The sequence below is a fragment of the Petrotoga sp. DB-2 genome (genome assembly GCF_054051725.1).
This window is the reverse complement of record NZ_JBSVZD010000098.1, coordinates 1-272: the sequence shown is the minus strand read 5'-3', so window position 1 is coordinate 272 and position 272 is coordinate 1. Positions and strand designations below refer to the sequence as shown.

At 37.9% G+C, this 272-nt stretch carries 1 protein-coding gene; it reads left to right on the top strand.

Going from position 1 to position 272, the window contains the following annotated elements:
* Positions 1 to 272: hypothetical protein (locus tag ACW9JY_RS10615; protein WP_457284341.1), on the top strand; the 272-nt coding region annotated here is incomplete at both ends.

Genomic DNA, 272 nt, shown 5'->3' with positions numbered 1-272 from the left:
TTGATTCTTACCCCATTATCTTTAATTCTTTCTTCAACAACAAGAAGAGTCACGGTAAATTCAAAGATTACAAAGAGTACTATCGTTCCCCTTTAGAAGCAAATTTCGGCGTTAAACCTGTTTCTAATTCTAAACCTATCTACGATAAGTACGGTAACCCAAAGAACGCTATGTCTTATCTTGGTTACAAGGCTCATACTATCACTTTCCTAAACGTCCCTATCTTCACCGTGGTTTCCCCTGCTTCTGCCAATGACAAGAATTATGCTTTC